General features: G+C 38.3%; 13 protein-coding genes. 1 reads left to right on the top strand and 12 read right to left on the bottom strand.

Annotated features, from left to right (window positions below; translation table 11 throughout):
- Positions 1-147: 147 nt before the first annotated feature.
- Positions 148-1,017 (top strand): AraC family transcriptional regulator, encoded by an 870-nt coding sequence (locus JHD79_RS12580; protein ID WP_199119588.1) that lies wholly within the window; start codon positions 148-150, stop codon positions 1,015-1,017.
- 794 nt (positions 1,018-1,811) lie between these two features.
- Here JHD79_RS12580 and JHD79_RS12575 read toward each other — a convergent pair.
- The 12 genes from JHD79_RS12575 to JHD79_RS12520 form a co-directional block, all read right to left on the bottom strand.
- Positions 1,812-3,116 (bottom strand): DUF3748 domain-containing protein, encoded by a 1,305-nt coding sequence (locus tag JHD79_RS12575; protein WP_199119587.1) that lies wholly within the window; start codon positions 3,114-3,116, stop codon positions 1,812-1,814.
- Positions 3,117-3,121: 5 nt separating this feature from the next.
- Positions 3,122-5,125, bottom strand: coding sequence for a VCBS repeat-containing protein (locus tag JHD79_RS12570; protein WP_199119586.1), 2,004 nt, complete (start codon positions 5,123-5,125; stop codon positions 3,122-3,124).
- Between the two features lie 93 nt (positions 5,126-5,218).
- Positions 5,219-6,076, bottom strand: coding sequence for an alpha/beta hydrolase (locus tag JHD79_RS12565; RefSeq protein ID WP_199119585.1), 858 nt, complete (start codon positions 6,074-6,076; stop codon positions 5,219-5,221).
- A gap of 133 nt (positions 6,077-6,209) precedes the next feature.
- Positions 6,210-7,649: a sialate O-acetylesterase gene (locus JHD79_RS12560; protein WP_199119584.1), complete on the bottom strand. Its 1,440-nt coding sequence runs from the start codon at positions 7,647-7,649 to the stop codon at positions 6,210-6,212.
- Between the two features lie 306 nt (positions 7,650-7,955).
- Entirely contained in the window at positions 7,956-8,309 is a 354-nt protein-coding gene (locus tag JHD79_RS12555) for a hypothetical protein (RefSeq protein WP_199119583.1), read from the bottom strand.
- Positions 8,310-8,470: 161 nt separating this feature from the next.
- Complete coding sequence (locus JHD79_RS12550) at positions 8,471-9,907, bottom strand: sialate O-acetylesterase (protein ID WP_199119582.1); 1,437 nt, start codon at positions 9,905-9,907, stop codon at positions 8,471-8,473.
- A gap of 126 nt (positions 9,908-10,033) precedes the next feature.
- The gene (locus JHD79_RS12545) at positions 10,034-11,899 is read right to left on the bottom strand and encodes a T9SS type A sorting domain-containing protein (protein ID WP_199119581.1); all 1,866 of its coding nucleotides are present in this window, start codon (positions 11,897-11,899) and stop codon (positions 10,034-10,036) included.
- 84 nt (positions 11,900-11,983) lie between these two features.
- Complete coding sequence (locus JHD79_RS12540) at positions 11,984-12,229, bottom strand: hypothetical protein (protein WP_199119580.1); 246 nt, start codon at positions 12,227-12,229, stop codon at positions 11,984-11,986.
- Positions 12,230-12,473: 244 nt separating this feature from the next.
- A complete protein-coding gene (locus JHD79_RS12535) occupies positions 12,474-12,638 on the bottom strand; it encodes a hypothetical protein (protein WP_199119579.1) in 165 nt (54 codons plus the stop codon).
- A gap of 52 nt (positions 12,639-12,690) precedes the next feature.
- Positions 12,691-14,655, bottom strand: a complete 1,965-nt coding sequence (locus JHD79_RS12530) for a VCBS repeat-containing protein (RefSeq protein ID WP_199119578.1) — start codon at positions 14,653-14,655, stop codon at positions 12,691-12,693.
- Between the two features lie 84 nt (positions 14,656-14,739).
- On the bottom strand, positions 14,740-15,681 hold the full coding sequence (locus JHD79_RS12525; RefSeq protein ID WP_199119577.1) for a dihydrodipicolinate synthase family protein: 942 nt from the start codon (positions 15,679-15,681) through the stop codon (positions 14,740-14,742).
- Between the two features lie 39 nt (positions 15,682-15,720).
- Positions 15,721-17,286 (bottom strand): sodium:solute symporter, encoded by a 1,566-nt coding sequence (locus JHD79_RS12520; RefSeq protein WP_199119576.1) that lies wholly within the window; start codon positions 17,284-17,286, stop codon positions 15,721-15,723.
- Between the last annotated feature and the right edge of the window lie 152 nt (positions 17,287-17,438).

Below are 17,438 nucleotides of genomic sequence, written 5' to 3'. Positions count from 1 at the left end.
CAAATATGCTTTTTGCCCATAGATTTTTCTTACGGCTTATTGTCTATTTATTATATGATATTATCATAATTTCATTACAAACAACCATTATTTGAAATTATTTAGTTATAATTAAGGAATCATTCTAACCAAATTGTAACTTAAACCATGAAACCACACTTTCACAAGGTGCCTGTGAGCATGCAAAATTCTTTTAGCATTAGGCACGACATCCAAGAAAATTTCGGTAAAGTATGGCATTATCATCCTGAACTAGAACTACACTATGTAATTAGAGGTGAGGGAGTTCGCTTTATTGGCAACAATATCAGCAATTTTAGTTCAGGAGAAATTATCCTTTTGGGCGAAAACCTTCCCCATACTTGGCGTTGCAGTGAAGAATATTTTCAAAATAATCCTACTCATGAGGTGGAAGCCATTGTCATTCATTTTCTACCCGATTGTTTAGGTAAAGACATTTTAAATTTGCCAGAGGCCTACCTTTTGCCCAAGCTTTTTGAAAAAGCAAAAAAAGGCATGCTATTAAAGGGGGAAAACAGGGAAAAGTTAGCAAAATTGATGCTACAGGCGAAAGATACAGAGAACTTGGATCGCTTAATCGTCTTGCTTTCCATCTTAAAAAATCTTGCCGAAGCAGATGATTATTTGGTATTAAATCCTGGCCATGTACAATATCAATCAGATGAATCGGATGTAATTAGGCTGAATAAGGTATACAACTATACATTAACCAATTTTAAGAAGGAAATCAATCTACAAGAAGTAGCCTCTATCAGCAATTTGAGTGTGACCTCTTTTTGTCGTTATTTTAAGCAAATGACCAAAAAAACCTATTATGATTTTTTAATCGAAATTAGGGTAAGCCATGCATGCCGTTTACTGATTGAGGACAAGCAACCTACCAACATCATTTGTTATCAATGTGGTTTTAACAATGTGTCTAATTTTTACCGTCATTTTAAAAAAGTGACCAGCATTACCCCTTTAGAATATAAACGCAAATATTTGGCAGAATAGACGTGATATTGATTTACTTGCTTAAATGCAACCAAAATCCACTTCAGACCAATTCATTAAAACAAAAAAGCGGAAATAGTCAATCCAACTATTCCCGCTCATCTAAATTAACGCTCTCATATACATAGACGTTTATTTTTAGCGATTATTATATTGATAATTATTTTTTTTTAAAAAATCTATATGCTGCACCTAATGGCGGTTAATGACTATTTTTCATATTTGGGTAATGTGCTTATTTTAAGCAATTAAACCAGCATTACAAAAGAAAGCGGAAATAGTCAATCCGACCATTCCCGCTTATTTAAATTAACGCTCTCATATACATAGACGTTTATTTTTAGCGATTATTGCGTAGTCTGTTATTTTTATACTTTTTATATTCCGCCTGAAATAATTTTCGCTTAAAAATTTATTATTTACCTTTTCTGAGCTGAGCAAAATTATTTATTGGGACCTTTTATTTCATCTCTTTTTTCTTTTCTAAAAATTATAAAAAGAACAAATAAACCTGCCAAACAAAAAACAATTCCCAGTATCAATGCTGTTCTATCATCCATATTTAAAAACATAAAAAAAGGTAGCCAAAGCTATTGACTACCTTTTCGTTTTTTTTGATCGTAATTAGAAACTGTTTAAAGTTTATCAATTTTACTTAACTCTTTTGATCCTAAAAATTGGAAGGACCTACTTTAACATCTGTTGATGTTCTTGGCCATTAAGTAGTTTGATCATTAAAACAGTTTATAAATTAGATAACATGATTAAGTTGATTTTGTTTGATCTAGATCAAATCATGGTCTTTTTAATAAAAAAATTTGCAAAAATGTACCTTTTGTAGTTTTTACATACCTATTATAGGCCAATTTTTTACCATCATTAGACCATACCACAGCTCCATTTAAATTTTCGGGAGCATCATATTGTGGCGTTAGTCGCTCGGACAAACCTGTTGCTATTTCAGTGATAAATACACTTTGGTTGCCAATGTACGATAGATATAAACCATCTGGACTCAGATTAATGGGACTTGTGATCGAAAACTCGTGATGTGTAACCTGCATGATATTTCCACCATTTGGCGAAACAGCATAAATCTGCACAATGTCCTGATCATCTTCTGAAAGAAAAAATATCTTGGTACCATCGCTGTTACTGCGTAGCCAATGACGCGGGCCTTTTATTCCTTTTTTAGTAAAAGTAATGCGACGTTGCTCAATGCCACTTGGCACCTCGGGCCTCGTATTTTCACTTCCTTCTATCCTTACATTAAAGTTGCTGCTTGGCAAATTAGCTGGAATATCGGCCACAAAAATTTCAGTAACGGTACGTCCTGCTTCAGCTCTTACATTACCCTGAAAAGCAATTGCCCTGTGCTGCCTTGTTCCATCTGCCTTGATATAGCCATTTTTCCCTACCCAACATTCGTCAAATGCCTTATCTATTTCATTACTTCCAGACTTAGGGTTTTCGGTAACCGTTGCGGCCAATACCGAAAACATTTCTCCCGAGTTGTTCTCTAAATCTTGAGTATGGGCTACTTTTACCTGGCCAGGGTACATTAAACCAATGGTACGCAGATCTTTGATTTTCTTATCTTTTAATGCCAACTGTTCCAACACATAATCATTATAGGTAAATGAAATCCATTGCCCATCTCCACTCCATGAATGGGCATGTGTCCCTCCCCTTAAAGCGCCAGGTGTAAAAGGTTGCTGAATATCTCGGGCATCCATGAAAATAGGCCGATGTGGTTTAGCAATTTCTATAGCTACACCTGTGCGGCGTGTAAAATCATAAGGCCTCTGTTCATCGGCATTTCTAATACCATGTATAAAAATTACCTTATCTTCCAGAGGCGAAAAACTTGCAGCGCCAACGCCCGGTCCATAAACCGTTTGGTTGGGTACATTATAGAGTTCTTTTTCCTCTCCAGTATTTACGTTGATCATTCCGATACTTGCCGTAATCTTAATATCTCCATCATTATTCCTGTTATCGAATACAATCCATTCATCATTAGGTGAGAACACCTGACCTATATTTAGCGTATGTCCGACCTCCCTTTTGGATAATTGAATTTCTTTTTTATCGAACATACAAACTACTTTTTTGGGGTTCTAGGGTTTTTCATATAATAAAAATGTCCATCTTCGGCACCAATAAGCAAATCGGGTATGCCATCCTTGTTCCAGTCTACGGTAGTAGGACTGGTATCATGTCCTGCCAGTGCCAGTTCATCTAAAATACCTTTGTCATTAATTTGCACTTGCCCTTTCTTTAACCCCGTATTTTTAAGGAAGCTGGCATTTTTACTATTCACTATAAAATCTAATTGTCCATCTCCATCCCAATCTACAATGGTAAACTTTCTTCTCCCACTTTGTCCAAATTTACCATCATTCAGTTTCAGTAGTCCAGGTACACTATCTTTTGCGCTATGCTTTTGATCATAAGCGGAATAATTTACCCCATCAAAAATACGTTTCCCCGGTTTAAGCCAAAGTTCATTCCCTTCCTTGTACCTTTCAAAAAGAGTAAGGTAGCCTCCCGTATCCAACATAACGATATCATTAAGTTTATCTTTATTCCAATCTACCACAAATGGAGTTGTACGCCATTGGGTTACCAAGGTCTGAGGTTTTGGTTCCCACCAGTTCCAACTGGGCTTATGCAATTTGGCCTGGTTTTCCCATTTTACTTTTACATTCTGGGCCTTCCCCAGCTTAGGAAGCTTAGCAGTTCCTACATTTTTATACCATAACACCTCCCCAAAAATGGAGTTAACTACAATATCTTTAAGGCCATCTCCATCCCAATCGGCAACGGCAACGGTAGTATAGCCCCATTTTGCTTCTGCAGGCCCCTGGATAGAACCATTGGCGCCTGCCTGTATACGGATTACCTTCCCTTCGCTCTCCAAGAATTTTGGAGCAGCCCATTTTGGGGTTTCGCCATTCATGCCCAAATTTTCTATAAATGCAATATATCCTGCCGAGTTGCCTGCAATAATATCATCATCGCCATCGTTATCCCAATCTACCCCTACCGGTGTGGCTAAGGCACCAAATTTCACATTATCTGCTTTTTGTTTAAAATAATAAGGCGATTTAAATACAGGCATACCATCTTTTACTTTACCCGTATTTTCAATCAGCGCCACCCTTCCGTCTTCATCACCAACTACCAAATCGATATGTCCATCCTTATTCCAATCTACCGCCGTTGGCAAGATCATTTCCAGGTCCATCTTAATCACTCCCATTTCGTTGGCTAAATATCTGCCCTTGGCATATTTGGGTTTATCCTTAGTGCCAACATTCTCGAAATAGGTCATCTTATCTAAAAACTCACCACAAATAATATCCAAATCGCCATCTCCATCAAAATCGGCAAAATTTGGAGAGGGTGCACCATAAACATCAATATCCTTGCCATCTGCCTTCAAACGACCTTTGTTTTCATACTTTCCGTTCTTGTTCTCAATCAAATATAAAAATCCCCTTAAAGGACCATTGGTCCACACGCCCTGTTTATTATAGGCATTATCCCATCCGTAGTCTCCCCAATCATCAATACCCACAATGATATCATCGTCTCCATCGCCATCATAATCTACAAATTTCCATTGATTAAAACGGTTTCTGCCCTTTAAGTCCTTCAATATAGAATCGGCAGGAAAAAGCTTTGTTTTCTTTTTCCCCAAATCGTTGGCAAAGTTAACCAGTTCTATACCTGGTGTAGTATAACGAGCCTTACCATTACTATACGAAATTTGTATATTCTTAACCGCCGGGCCTATTTTTATCGGTTTTTCAAATACGGGTATTTTATCGCCCGATTTATTTTCAAATAACCATAAACCATTAAATGGCTTATCAGGGCACGAAACCAAAAGATCCATATCGCCATCGCCATCCCAATCAACCGGAACGGGCCATGCCCATAAACCTACTCCCAAATCGACGATCAAATTTGGATTATTATATTTTAAAATCTTGAGCTGTGGTTCTTCTGCTCGTTTCGGCTTTATGTTCTCTTTAAGGGTAAAGGCCAACAAACTCGCCGAAGCTAGTAAAGCCACTCCTTTTATCCATTTTTGTTTCATTTGTATTGGTTGTTTAGTTTATGGGTTATTTGGTTAATTGCTGAATTGCCTACTACTGGTAACTGCCACCTAATAACCATCGGTAATTACCGATTATATGCCCAATGATTTTAAAAACTTAATAATTTCTGTATTGACTTCTGCATTTTTTTCAGTGGTAAATTTACCATGTTTACCCTCAGGTACCGTAATGAACTGATTTTTCACGCCGTTTTTATCCAATAAATCTTTTAACTGCACCGACTGTTGATAGTTTACAGAAGGATCTGCCGTTCCATGAACTATAAATGTCGGTGGGCTGGTCTTTTTTACATAACTCAGTGGAGAAAGCAATTTAGCAAAACCTTGATCTTTTGATTTATCACCCAACCAAATGGCATTATTTTTACCACTCGTATTGATGTATTCCCACACATCGGTAATGCCAAATTTATCTATCACTGCAACAATTTTTATAGGCTTTTTATAAACACAGTCTACATCAAATCTTTTGTCATTTTCTACATAAGCTGCAAGCAATGCCAGATGCCCACCAGCAGAACCGCCCATGAGCACCACTTTTTCGGGATCGATATGATATTTTGTTTGGTTTAATAGAAAGCATAGGGCACTTCTTACATCCTCTACCGCAGCAGGTGCTGGTGCTTCCTTGGCTAAGCGGTAATCAATAGTCGCCACGGCATAGCCCTGTTTAAAGAAAATTTTAAATTGGTTGGCTGTGCCTCTGGTACCTTGCGTCCACCCACCACCGTGTACAAATAGAATAAGTGCTGTGGGCTTAGTGGCATTTTGGGGGATGAACAAGTCCATTACTCCCTCCCAATTGCCCACCTTCTTGTAAGGAAGTGCTAAATAGTGGTCATATTCTTCCGGCAAATAACGTTTGGCAGTTGTGTCTTCTTGGGCAAAACCTATCATCGGTAAAAGAAGTAATACCAATAATAATCTCATATTTTTATTCATTTTATTCTTATTCAATTGGAATTTTCCCCTCATTGCAAACTACAAGACAAGCCTAAAACGAACGGTTGTCTTGCTAAACGTTGTAAGCTCACTTCATACCTCGAAATGACGGCCACGGCGATCACTTGGGTATTACCCAACTATCCGTTCGAAAAGAGGAGGCTGGCAATCCATTTCCGTTGACCAAATCACCAAGCACCCAAGCTTTAAATGCATACCGGACCGATACTGGTTCTCCTACTTCTTTCGCGGTTACCAGCACACCATCATTAGTAATGATTGCTTTAGCAGGATAGAATACCTGATTTTTTCCTGCTACTTCAAAATTTGCAGATTCATCACCACCAGTGAATTTCAGGTCCACTGCATGATCAAACTTCAAAAGAACTTTATTGCCTTCTATGACCAAGCGCTTATATACAGGCCCTTGGTAAGCTATATTTTTCATGCCATAGGTTTTGTTTAAAGCAAGGTAAGATAAACGATTACTTACTGTTTGTTTGTCTGGCGGATGGATGGTATTTTGTGCACCTACATCCATGATCACTGCCATTCCGCTATTTGGGATCAGGCTTTCCGCTTTTAATTGGGCTTCCCTTAGGAAAGGTACTTTGGGCTGCAATTCCAAAGATATTTTTGATAATTTTTCGGTTTTAGAGATATAAGGGGCAATCTGTACATAATAGAAGGCAAAATCTCCAATTCCCCAACGGCTTCTCCAATCTTTTACCATGGCCGGAAACATTTTAAGGTAATTTTCGGGTTCGTGCCTATTCTGTTCTCCCTGATACCATATTACCCCTTTTATTCCGTAACCTACAATAGGATTGATCATGCCGTTAAATAGTCCCGTTGGCACATTTTTGTCTTCGAAAGCCACATTATTATCTTCTGGAATTTTAACATTCGGATAAGTATTTAAGCTTTTGGCACTCATCCAGGCTTGCACCAGGGTCCCCCCCCAAGCTACTTCTATAATGCCTACAGGCACTTTTAGTTTTTCTTGTAAGATTTTTGCGAAACCATACGCCACTGCGCTAAATTCGATAACGCTTGTTGGCGAAACATACTGCCATCGACCTTTTACCTCCTCTAATGGCCGGGACCAGGTTACTTTCTCGCCTAGAAACAATCTAATCTTGTCATTTTTAGCATTTTTAATGATTTCTTCTGAGTTGGCAACAGGTTGATCTTTAAAACCTCTCAATGGCATTTCCATATTGGATTGTCCTGATGCCACCCATACTTCTCCAATAAGTACATCCTGTAGTTTGGTCTCATCTCCATCATTAATAACCAAAGTATAAGGACCGCCCGCAGCGGGTGTAGCTACCTTCACCCTCCAGTTACCCGATGAAGGTTTAACCTTATAGCTTTTACCGTTCCAAGAGGTAGTTATTATTACCTCTCCCTTAGTCTCTGATTTTCCCCAAACGGAAACCTCTGTACGTTGTTGCAAAACCATACCATCCGAGAATAAGGTGGGCAAAACTACCTTTGCCTGTGCAGTTATGGCCATAAAAAGCAATGGGACGGCACCTAAAAACAACTTTGATTTCATAATAGAATATATCTGGTTTCAAATGAGCAAATACAGAGGAGTGGTTAGCACACCTTTATTCTCCTCATCGTAGGCTGCTAATTTAGTGGTAAACAATAATATTGCTATTACTTTTATTTCCCAATTTCTATAGGATGTTATCATAGTTTTTTGGTTTGTTGGTTGTTTGGGTTTTTGGTTGATCGATCAGATTTTCATGCTTAATTTTTCCCAACTTTATTTGCTTGTTTATGGTCATAAACAGAAAAAGGGATGAACATGATCTTATGATCTCATCCATCCCCTTTAGGCAACATTAGTTAAATCTTAGCTTCCTGCTTTTGCTTCTTCTTTAAGCTTGGCATTAATCTCTTCTACTTTTTTACGTTGTTCTTCTGTCAAAACTGCATTCATTGCATCATTTCTATCTTTAACAACAACTTTAATGGCCGCTTTTTTTGCTTTTTCATCTAAAGCTGTGTCTTCTTCGATCTTCTGTCTTTTTTCGGTAGCTTCTTTTTTAATGGCCGATACCTTTTTGATCTGATCTGCATCACAGCCTATTTCTGTAAGGGCGGCTTTGTTCCATGCAAATGAAGTTGCTTTTTTAGGTGCATCTTGCGCATTGGCAAATAACACTGCTGAACACGCTATAAATAGCGTTAATAATAACTTTTTCATTGAGTTTATATTTGTTGTTTAATGGTTATGAAACTATCATGAGCAAGTCTTTATGATGATCTCAACCGCGACCCATGCTCGTTTCATTTCTGTTTATGTTTAGAATCTTAAATATATTGATTTTTTAAGATTTCCCATTTTTTTTAAGTTTTTTTTAACAATTACTTTTTCCCATACGGAGCGGTAAACCAATCATCAGTTCTAAACGAGGTGGCAGGAAGGCCTTCTGTATTATATAAATCGCCCATTACCCACATTTTAAAACCATAACGGGCAGCTACTGGATTTTTTACCTTTTCTGATTGTAGCACCACATTGTTTCCTCTTATTTGGGCAGTAGCCGGATAAAACACTTTATTGACACCTGCTAATTCAAAATTAACACTAGGTACTGTAAAAGGCTTTAATCCTTTGGCCACATTGTTGAAATGAATGATCAGCTGATCTCCGTTGACCATATAGCTTTTATAGCTAGGTCCCGCATATGCTATTTCTTTAAACCCGTAGGTTTTATTCAGCGCAATAGCAGCCAATCTTTTGGCGACTATAGGCTTATTGGCAGGATGTATTACCTTTTGTTCTCCGGCATCCAAAGTAACCGACATGCCTGCATTAGGTATAGAAAATTGAGAATTGTACTGCATTTCCCTAAACAATGCCGATACTGAAATTTGCTCGCCATCTTTTATCGATTCGATAGGTGCCAATTCTGCAAAATAAAATGGCCAATCTCCAATGTTCCAACGTGTTCTCCAATCCTTGACCATTATGGGCAACATTTGAGCATATAGCTCTGGTTCTCGATGATTACGTTCTCCCTGATACCATAATACACCCTTTATGCCATAACCTACCAAAGGATTAATCATCCCATTGAATAATGCCGATGGGGCATTTCTATCTGTTCTTTGTACCGAAGCTGCTTCTCTTACAGGATATTTATCAAATCCCTTTAAGGTTTCTGCACTCATCCATGATTCTATTCCAGTTCCTCCCCAAGCCGACTGAATGATACCTATTGGTACATTTAATTTTTGCTGCAACTCTACCGCAAATAGATAGCCTATTGCACTGAATAAACGAATTGCAGCAGAATCGGCCACTTGCCAAGTTCCCTTCATATGATCTGTTGGTGCTCCCTTGGCTTCTTTAATGGTCCTGAATAGTCTTATTTTTTTATTTCTTGCACTTTTAAAAACCTCCTCAGAATTCAATACTGGCTGATCTTTAAAGCCCTGAATAGGCATTTCCATATTCGATTGGCCAGAAACTAGCCAAACTTCACCAATCCAAACATCATTAAGCCTAATTTCATCTCCATCATTAATATTGATTGTAAATGGACCACCTGCTTTGGGTGTATTTATTTTGGTCTTCCAGTTTCCACTGGCATCAATTTCTACCGAATAAGTGCTGCTATCCCACGAAGTGGTTATGCTCAACTGTTTGACGGTTTTGGTGCTTTTACCCCAAATATTGATCCGGCTTTGCTGTTGCAACACCATGCCATTAGCAAAAAAATTAGGAAGTATCACTTTTGCATTGCCCAGCTGTGCGGTAAAAAGCAGGACAAATAATAATACTATTGTCTGTTTCATCTATTGATTTCTATTTTATGCTGAGTGGTTATTTTGATATTTCCCAGTTATCGGTTCTAAGCTGCCTTTCAGGTTACTAAATATAGATCGTCATCGGCAACTGCATTAGTCAATGGTAATACATATTTATTTCAAGAACTTCGTCCTTAGCAATTTACCCCCTTGGCGTTTAACTTGTAAAATATAAACGCCAAGGCTCAAACTAACAGGTAAAGACAACTCATTTACACCTTCATTTAATACTATTGGTGACTGGTAGAGGCTGGAACCCGACATGTTGTAAATACTGACCGTACCATTCTCTTTTTTAAGCGTATTTACGATCGCTCTAACCGTATTATATCCTGTATTTTGCAATACTTGTACCGAACCATTCGACAACGAAAATTGTACGTATTGAACTTCTCCTATTTCATTTGTTTTACCGTTGACATCGGTTTGGGTAAGTTTATAGTAATTGGCACCTGCCAGAGGTTTATAATCCGTTAATAAATAATTATTATCAAGGGTACTGGATCTATTACCATTGATCTTACCTATAGGCAAAAAGTTTTTATCCTCGCTGGCCCTCAATACCGTAAAGTAACCGTTGTCTTGTTCTGACGAAGTTGCCCAATTTAAGCGCACTGCGCTATTTTGTTTTACTGCTTTGAAGGAAGTTAGCACCACAGGCAATACAGGTATAGCCTCTACCACCCCATCTACCAGCAATGAATTGCCCGCTACCCCATTTGTTATTCTGCCTATTGCAAAACCTCCTCCACTTGATGCATCCCATCCCAACAACCTAAAGGTTATGGTAGTTGTAAAAGGTACGTTCTGCAAGGCAGCAATTCCAGAAAGATCAATAGGGGCTTGTACCTCACCATCTGATGTAGTTCCCAAGTCGACTTCTGTGCCCAGGTCTGTATAATTGGTCCCATCAACACTATATTGCCAAAGTATTTTTTTAGGGCCAGTCGTATTACGTCTTACCTTTGCATTCAATGCTGCCAAAGAAACTTTATAGTCATTTTTTGCCTTGACCGAAAAAGAATAAAAAGCACCATTACTTATCGCAGCTGCTTTATCTGCTATGGCTGCATTATAGGTAGAAAAATAAGAGTGGTTGAAACTTCCTGCAGTTAATCCAGCTCCCCTGTTCAAAGCAGCAGCTTCCAAATTGGCATGATTAATAATTGGACTTGCAGCCCCTGTTATGGTCGTTGTTTCACCACTAAAATCCCAAGCCATAAAATCATATAAATTGTCAATCTCAATATCGTCAAACTGTACTTTTACCGTATTAATGGTGGCTGTGGCAGAGAGCATACTAAACCTCAGGTTTTTAATATCAGCATTTCCATAGGCGTTTATATCATTATAAACTTTGGTGTTGCCAACCCATAAATCCCAAGTATCATTGGCTACACTTTCCGAACTTCCATCTGGTGCTAAATATACCTGTGAAATCCCGGTATTATTTACCAAGAAAGTAATGGTCTGCTGTCCCGAAAAAAGCTGAGATGACTGTGTTATCGAAGTATTTGCCACATTACTGATCACGTTTAGTTTAAAGTTGCCCCCATCCATGGTAATTCCAAATTTACTATGGGTATCAGCCAAGGTTGGTAAATTAGCATCATTGGTAAAATTAGAGCCAAATATAAATGCAGCATGGTTCAAGGTATTATCTCCTATAGCGTCTATACATTGGAACTTGAAGCTGGCCTTTACCAATTTTGGCACTGGCGCAAAATCAAGGTTTCTTACAAAATGACTGGTAGAAGCCCCCTTTTTTTCGAACTGTAACTTACCGTCTACAATGGTAGATGGCGAATTGCCATAATTACTAATGAAATTTAATTGTTTCTTTGAAGAGTTTGTAGAAGTTGCATAGTCCGTTACAACAACCGAACTGTTAAAATTTTGAGCATAAATTTGTGCATTTGCATGATAACTCATGGTTAGGCACAAAATAAAAGTAGAAAATAGAGTAGAGTTTTTTTTCATACGGTTTAAATTATTTGGTTATATAGATTATTGAACTTATGTTTAGTCGCCATATTTTCTATGCTGTCTCTAGAATACCATTTGTTAAGGCATTGGAAAAGAGTATAACCACCTTTGGTTTATTCTTATAATGTTCATACCAAACCAAACAATCTCTATCTGATAAGGCCAATAAACTTGACGAGAAAAAAATAACGGAACAGAATTTGGCATTTCGCCAACAATCTCATCTGTTATAATGGATCTAGAAAATGCGGCTAGTAGTGTAAATACCAATGAAATATTTGATAAATAAGAAATTCTTATTTTGCCAACAGAAAGTCTTTTCATACAATACGTGTTCTAATTTGGTATCTTAAAGGTAGCTAGTGATGGTATCGTAATTTTGCCCATTATTGGCCAATATTTATACGATATTATCATTTGATCATACCACCGCACTATTTTACTTGAAATTAAGGTTAAAATTTGTCAATTAATATGAGCCAGATAAGCTCAAATTAGCGTAATGTCATGCTCTCGGTATTCTGTGAAGATTTACTCAGCGGTTCTTAGTGTAGTCCTACAATTGTAATTATTTTAAACCCAATGGGGCAGATATTGTGATATTAGCCTTTGCTTCTACCAACTTTCCCGGTCTTGCATTTTTTATCCAATCAAAACCTATAACCTGTTGCGCAAAATCAGGTGAAACCATGATGGTAAAAAGCACTATCAATACAATGCTAATTCTTCTCATTTTATCTTCTGTTCTATCACAATAAATTCATTACAGTCGCAAAAACGATCATTTACCAAGTCAGGTCTTTTCTATCATAGAACATAAACACTCCTGTTTCTATGCCCACTATTAAATTCATAGGGTCTTTCCCGGGTCCGATGCCTGCCACACATCCGCCTATTTCATGTCCGCCCAAGGAAATATTTTTCCCTTTAAACTTCAATACTTTCGGAAATTCGTAATTGGGCTTAACATCGGTACCCACGTTTTTCAAGAAAAGTATTGTCGATCCTCTTTTGGGTTTCATGTGAATGGGAAGCCCTGTCAAAGTATCGGGAATAGATTGTTTGCCATAGGTACCCACCAAAAGATCCTTCACCCCATCACCATCCCAATCTACAATTTCAAACTTGGCCCGGCCAACCGTACCGCCGCCTAATTTATTCCCTCTGATATTTTTGTCGCCCATTTTTAACTTTCCTCCATCTTCGAGGTTATACTTATCTAATTGCCAATACAAATGAAACTCATCATCCCTATCCAAAGTGACATACGCTATCCGATCTCCCAATTTTGCTACCCCAGGCCTGGTTCTCCATGTTCCGTACATGTCCATTCCATCTACATACAGGGTATGTTCCCTGTCTAATTTCGGATTGGTTTTGGTTCCTATATTAAGATAGACCATAAACTTGCCCCTACTGTCTCCTGTTAAGATATCGAGTAAACCATCTCCATCCCAATCAACCACGTTTGGCGAAGTGTAGCCCCACCTGGCTTCTCCAGGCCCCTGAATATCTTCTTTATAGCCCGGCTGTACATGTATAGTCTTTCCATCGGCTTTCAATGGTTCTGGATCACCATAAATGGGTTGCTGATTAGTGCCCATATTTTTATAAAAAAACAAAAAACCCATCGAATTACCTGCAATGATATCTAATTTACCATCTCCATCCCAATCGGCCATAGATGGGATAACCAATGAACCACCATATAATTGTGGTTTCTGCTGGAGTACATGCTTTGGCTCTTCCATAATAAGATTTCCATTTTTGTCTATTTTGCTACTATTTTTATAATAATATAGGCCTCCTTCTCCTACAGTGATCAACCCCTGATTTTGCTCACTATCATAAAAATAGGCTGGTGAAGAATGGACACCAGGATTACGCAACATAATACCTTCCGCATTTACCGCATATTTACGTTTTGACAAAGTACCTTTACCCTCATCCAGCTTATAGCATAGGATATTACCCAACCGTGTTCCTGAAAGGATATAACTATTGTTACCTTCTGTAAATTTCACAAAGCCATCAATGGTAAATAAGGCCTGGTCTAGCTCGGTAAGCGCCTTAACATTTACAGTGGCTGTTTCCAAACCGTCTGCTATACCTCCATAAATGCCCATTTTTCTTAATTCATATGGCCAAAAACCTTCTGCCGTATAAGTTATCATCTTTGGAAAATCTTGACCATTGCTGAAAACCCCCTCCTGTCCTACCGAAAACAAAAACTGTAGTCTGCCATCTTTTAGCGGAACGATACCAAAATTTGAAAATCCCCTTGGTTGGCCTTTAATATTTAGGCGTTTTAGCTCAGAAAAATTAAAGGTGGTTTTGTTCAATTCGGCATAGCGTAAAGTTTGGCCAAAAGCCCATACGCCATAAATCTTACCATTTTGATCTTGTACAATTAAACCACGGTTATCACCCTTGTCTTCAAAAGGTAAGCTAATCTTGATGGGTTCTGCAAAAATTGGAATGCCCTCTGGCGATAATCCTTTATACAGGTACAGGTAAGTACCTCGACCATGCCCATCTGTGCCCTGCAGAAACAAATCTTTCTGTTCTTTACCCGCTATCGAAGCAAACCCCATATTATGGCCATTGTAAAATGGTACTGAAAGTCTACCGTAGCCAGAAGGATTTCCATTCTTAATGGGTTCCCCACTAATAAGCAGTGGGGGTTTAATTTGGGCTTGTGCAAATCCTAAGGTAAACAAACAAGCAATCAGCATGAGCTTCGTTTTCATAATTTGTCATTTGTTTTTTAAAAAACCCCGAAACGAGTTCGGGGTCAAACCAAAAATAATCATCCGTTACAGATCATTAAATCTTTAAGCTAGTACATTTTCAAGATTAATTCTCTCCCTGAGCTTAGCATATTCTTCAAAAAGTCGATCAATTTTAGCCTTCGTTTCCTTATTAAATTCACCAATATCAGTTCTTCTGGTAAAAGTTGAAATTTCCAGTCCCCTTTTTTGCAGGTAATATTTGGCAACAGTTGGATACACCTCGTGCATGATTTCCATTTGTTCAACAAAAAATTGTTGTACAATGGCAATTTCCTTACTTAAAGCAGCCTGATCATAGTGATTGCACAACCAAACGATAAGTTCGGGAAAGAAATTACCCTGAATACAAGATAGTCCGGCTGAACCTGCTTTTAATGATTCTACAGCGTGCACCATATACGCATCGTATAACCCGAAGTTTGCCGCATTACTTGTCAGGGCAAGTTTCTCCCTAATTTGTTCAATATCCAAACAAGTATCTTTATGATAAATTACCCTTCCTGTTTGAACCATATTTCCCAACTGTTTAGGACTAATAATTCTTTTATAGGGTACAGGACATTCATAAAATCCCATGGGTACATTTTCGGTGAGCGCTAAAAGTTGGGCTATATTGGCCTCGAATACCTCATCACTATCATTTTCTTTAGCCAGCAATCCGGTGATCCCAATTACAGCTTCTACATTCGTATCATAAATACGTTTTATGAAATCGGCCTGTTTGGCGATTTCGCCGCCAAAGGTACCTGTGGCCACTACCGGAACCCTTCCAGCCACCACCTTCACCACGTGTTTTACCAATTCCAATCTTTCCGTTTCTGAAAGTTCGAACATTTCGCTAGATAAACAATTGGCAAAAAGTCCTGCTGCACCAGTTTCTAAATACAATTCCGTCAACTTGGTCAATCCATCATAATCAATAGCTCCATTATCTTTAAATGGGGTAAGCATAACAGGTATAAACCCTTTTTTAGTATTACTCATAAATTCTCTTATATATCTTAATCTTGTAATTTTTAAAAGTTATGCTACCAGTTCTTTTTTCCCTTTTACTTTGGTAATGATCACACCGGCCAAGAAAATGGTAAGTGTACCTACTACGATGATCATATTTTTATGGAATGGGCTTCTTAAGAATTCATATTTTTCTGGTATCATTCCCGAGAAGGTCATCCACAGAATAACAGCAATGCCAATCAGGGTCGCGGTCAATGCCTCTGTATTTTTAGTTGTTCTGCTAATCATGCCCAACAAGAACAAACCCAACATGCCGCCCGCAAAAATTCCCGAAAGCTCCCACCAGATGTCCAATAAGCTTTTTACGCCTATCATGGCCAGGCCAGTAGTCATGCCCATTAAACCAAATATCACTGTAGCTATATGTAATGTTTTTAGGTTTTGCTTGTCCGTTAAACCAGGTTTAAAATATCTTTTAAAAATATCTACCGTAAATACGGTTGCCGAAGCATTCATACCCGAACTAATGGTGCTCATGGCAGCAGATAAAATTGCCGATACGATCAAACCGACAAGGCCTACAGGAATTTTATTGACCATAAAGTGTGGCATGACCTTATCACCATAATCAGCTGCCTTTAAGGTTCCTGCCAATTCTCCAATCTGTGCCTGCGTGGCGGTAGAAGGTAGGCGCTCGGCTGCTACCTGTGATTTTAACACCTCCGTAAACTCGGGGTGCACTTGATAATAGGCATATAAACAAACACCTATAATGAAGAACAACAACGAAGCGGGCACATAGAGCCAAACACATAACCATACCGATTTAGTAGCTTCTTTTTCATTGCTAGCGGTATGGTAACGTTGCACATAATTCTGGTCCATCCCAAAATTATTCAGGTTGATAAAGAAACCATAAAACAGCACGACCCAAAAAGTAGATTCGGTAAGGTTTGGAGAGAAGCTGCCCAAGCTAAACTTATGGTCGGCTTTGCCAATATCAATGATCTTACTTACTCCTCCGGGCATATCGGCTATGATCAAATAGATAATCAACAATGCGCCCAAGGTTTTGATCACTCCCTGCACTACTTCTGTCCATATTACCGCTTCCATGCCTCCCATCACTGTATAAACAATAATACAAATGCCCATTACCACCATTACGGTAGACATGCTATAACCAGTCAATGCCTGTAAACTAAGGGCTATACCGAAGAAAATAGAACCCATTCTGGCCAACTGCGTCAGCAAAAAGCAGATTACCGCATAAGTTCTTGCCCATGGGCCAAATCTGTGTTCTAAATGCGAATAGGCTGAAATCCCTCCCACACTACGATAAAAGGGCACAAAATATTTAGAAGCTACCCAAGCCGCCAATGGCATCGATATGCTAAATACAAAAGCATTCCAGTTACCTCCAAAGGCTTTTCCGGGAACCCCCAAGAAGGTATTACTGCTTAAAAATGTGGCATAAATGGATAAACCGATCGCCCATCCAGGAATTTTTCCAGAGGCTTTTGTAAACTGCTCAGCGCTTTTATTCTTTCGTGCAAAATATACACCTACCAATACCATTGCCAATAAATACAGTAATATGATAGATATATCCAAGATGGGAAGGTTTTTCATTAATATTATATTTGGTTTAGTTGATTAATGCTCAATATCAATCAAGCGAAAGCAAACTTAAATGATTTCATTGTTGCTTATTTATAAAATCTTCACAAGCTTATATACGATATTGTCATGACATTACTATAAATGCTTATTTTTTGTGGAAA

The organism is Pedobacter sp. ASV28, from assembly GCF_016428855.1.
Classification (GTDB): Bacteria; Bacteroidota; Bacteroidia; order Sphingobacteriales; family Sphingobacteriaceae; genus Pedobacter.
Note: the sequence above shows the minus strand (reverse complement) of the source record. Positions and strands in the feature narration are given on the sequence as shown.